Origin of the sequence: Flaviflexus sp. (genome assembly GCF_041440645.1) — a bacterium.
Lineage (GTDB): Bacteria > Actinomycetota > Actinomycetes > Actinomycetales > Actinomycetaceae > Flaviflexus.
The window spans coordinates 1-3,301 of sequence record NZ_JASDVN010000054.1 but is presented as its reverse complement, the minus strand read 5'-3'; the positions used below and the strand labels follow the sequence as shown (position 1 = coordinate 3,301).

2 protein-coding genes are annotated in these 3,301 nt (G+C 62.6%); both read right to left on the bottom strand.

Translation table 11 applies throughout. The features are described 5' to 3' along the window. Positions 1-64: 64 nt before the first annotated feature. Positions 65-1,882 carry a DUF3418 domain-containing protein gene (locus tag QMB98_RS08130; protein ID WP_371685208.1) on the bottom strand — a complete coding sequence of 606 codons (1,818 nt, stop codon included), beginning with the start codon at positions 1,880-1,882 and terminating at the stop codon, positions 65-67. Further along, the coding region (locus tag QMB98_RS08125) for an oligonucleotide/oligosaccharide-binding fold domain-containing protein (protein WP_371685207.1) at positions 1,771-3,301 on the bottom strand (1,531 nt) is incomplete at its 5' end. The genes QMB98_RS08125 and QMB98_RS08130, both read right to left, overlap by 112 nt.

Sequence of the window (3,301 nt, the reverse complement as noted above, 5' to 3'; positions counted from 1 at the left end):
CATGCCACGACGCGCAAAACGCCCGCTACACACTCAATTATGAAGAGCCTCTTTGAGCTGCCGCTTACTTGCTGAGGAGCTTGCCTATGCGGGGGAGGGACACCTTGACCGAGGTGCCAAGCTTCTGCGCCCACAGCGAGACTCGGAGCTCCTGAATGAGCCAGCGAGCACGCTCTGCAGCTTTCTCCTCCTCAAGGGATTCCGGGTTGAACCGCTCCAGCATCTCTTCCGCCTGCATGACCTGATCCGCACGCTCGTCATCCAACTCGAGGTTGGAGGACAGCCTGAGGGTGGCTGCGCTCAGGTAACGGGGGATGTGGGGGAGCCACTCGTCAGGTGTGTCCCGCAAAAACCCGTCATAAACCAGGTGGTTGGCCTGGTCCTTGACCTCAGTCGCGACCCCGATCATGGAGCTGGGTGCGCGGTCGATGGCGGCAAGGAGTTCACGCCACGAGCCAAGGATCCGGCCCGTGATCTCCGCGAGTCGATACACTTCGTCCTCAACCCTGTCCCGGATCTTGTTCGCGATCTCGTCGAGGGCCTTCTGGGTGCGGACGTTGATGACGGGACCAGCAAGGTTCCGCACCGCGGACCACTGAAGATCAGCAACGAGAGACTCGGTTGTGGAGTAGGGAGACCCCGCCATCGTCAGCGACAGTGTCGGGGACCAGCGTGACGTAATCCTGCCAACGGGTAGCGAGAGCTTCTCGGTCAGCATGGCGAGCACGCCCTTGCGATGCTCCTTCGTCTGCTCCCGCACCGTATCGAGCACCTCGACGCGGATCTTACCGTGTCTCTCCACGAGAGCCGGGTAGCCCTTGGCGCCGCCCGCTTCGACCGAGGCCGGCAGGCCGTCCTTACCGAAACCATCCTGCGGCAGGGAGGGCTGGATTGCCTGAGCAACAGCCTTCTTCACTGCGCTGGACACGGCCTGTTTCGTGTCGGGAGCGAGCTGCTTTTGAAGGTGCTTGATGCTGGTCCCTGTCGCAACAGTCTTCTTGCCGGAGGTGACCTTGAACGTGACGGTCAGGTGAGCAGGCAGGTCACCCCATTCGTCGATCTCAACCCCGCGCAGCGACAGGACTGCCTTCGCGAATGCCTCGTGGTAGGTGGGGGTACCCGGTTCCCCGGTTGCGACATCCTCCCATGCTGGAAGCAGGTCGACAACTGCCCTCGCAACATCGGGTGCTGGCACGAGCTCGCGACGGAGCCGCTTCGGCAAGGAACGAATCGTGGCCTCGGCGAGCTCCGACCTCATCCCCGGGACGAGCCAATCGAAGCCATCGTCCGTGAGCTGGGGTAGGAGCGTGACGGGGATGGTAATTGTGATGCCGTCCATGCGACCGCCCGGGTTGAACTGATAGTCGATGGCGAGCTTGAGTCCGCGTTGCACCCACGTGTCCGGGTAATCGTTCTCGCTTGCCTCCTCCTCACCAAGGAGCAGGGAACGAGGATACGTCAGATCGACGGAGGACTTGTTCTTCTTGTACCAGGAATTGAAGTGGGCCGCGGACACGATGTCCTCGGGGATCCGTTCGTCAAAGAAACGTTCCAACTCCGTTTCGTCAGCAACGAGACCGTGCACGCGCCTGCGCCGCTCAACCTCCCGAGCATCCTCGAGAGCCTGCTTGTTCTCCTCGATGAAGGGATGCCAGTTGTCGCGCCACTGGTTCTGCACGAGTGCGTGCCGTATGAACATCTCTCGGGCAAGTTCGTGGGCAGAGAGGGTCCCGACCTTCGAGAGGAGGACCTGACGGTCCGCAATGAGAGTCATGCCGTACAGCAGGACCTTCTCGTGCCCATCGCGGCGCCGTGCTTCGTCGACCAGAATGGTTCCGAATGGACCCTGTTCGTGACGTGACTTGCGATCGGCTCGACCCACTCGGGTTCGATCTGGGCCACAGTGCGAGCAAACAGCCGGGAGGTCTCAACGAGCTCCGCCGCCATGACCCACGATGGGTGGCGCTTGGCGAGGCCGGAACCGGGCCAGATCGTGAAACGGGATCCGCGCGAACCCTCGTAATCCTTGCGCTTCTCATCCCACGAACCGAGGGAGGACAGCAGGCCCACGAGGAGCGACTTGTGGATCTCTTCCGTCTTCGACCTGTCGAAGGAGCGAATCGCCGCGGCAACGTCACCGGCCTCGGCGATAAGCTTGGGTGAGGGGATGCCGATGCGGTTGGCACCCAGCGACCTCCCCATCTGCCGTAGCTGTGTCACGACATCGCGCCACTCCCTGAATCTCAAATAGTTCAGGTACTCGGTGCGGCACAGCCTGCGGAACGCGGAGTTCGAGAGGTCCCGTTGCATGACGTTGAGATAGCGCCACACGTTGAGGTACCCGATGAAGTCGGAACGGGGGTCAGTGAACCGTTCGTGGAAGGCATCCGCCTCGGCACGCTTCTCCGTGGGGCGCTCTCGGACGTCCTGCACCGACAGCGCAGCCACGATCACTAGCACCTCGGACACGACACCGTTGCGCTGCGCCTCGAGAAGCATCCTGCCCAGTCGCGGGTCGACCGGGAGCCGCGCCAGCTTCGAACCGAGCCTGGTGATCCTGCCTGTCCTGATCGCGCCGATCTCGTCGAGCAGCTGAAGTCCGGCCCGCACCGCCGTCATCTGCGGCAGGTCAACGAACGGGAAGTCCGCAACGTCACCAAGACCGAGGGATGCCATCTGGAGGATGACGGAAGCGAGGGAGGTGCGCTGAATCTCGGGTTCGGTGAACTCGGGACGCCCCACGAAGTCCTCCTCCGTATAGAGGCGGATAGCCACACCATCGGCGACACGGCCGCATCGGCCCGACCGCTGGTTCGCACTGGCCTGGGACACCTTCTCAATCGGGAGGCGCTGCACCTTCGTTTTGTTGGAGTAGCGGGAGATGCGGGCGGTGCCGGGGTCGATGACGTACCGGATTCCAGGAACGGTCAGGGACGTCTCGGCGATGTTGGTGGCGAGGATAATGCGGCGCCAGTCCCGCACCTGGAAGATCCGGTGCTGCTCGGCAGAACTCAGCCTCGCAAAGAGCGGGAGCACTTCAACGGAACCCGGCCTGCCCTCACCGGGAGCCGCATAGTGCGGGAGCGCGTCCTTCAGCGCTTTGTCCGCATCCTTGATCTCGCCCTCACCCGACAGGAACACGAGAATGTCTCCCGGACCCTCGTCCATGAGTTCAAAGACTCCGTCCACGATCCCGGAGAACTGGTCGCCATCCTCGGGTTCCCGGTAGCGGATCTCGACCGGATAGGTGCGGCCCGACACTGAAATGACTGGAGCTTCCTCTTCCGGTTCAGCCTGCAGT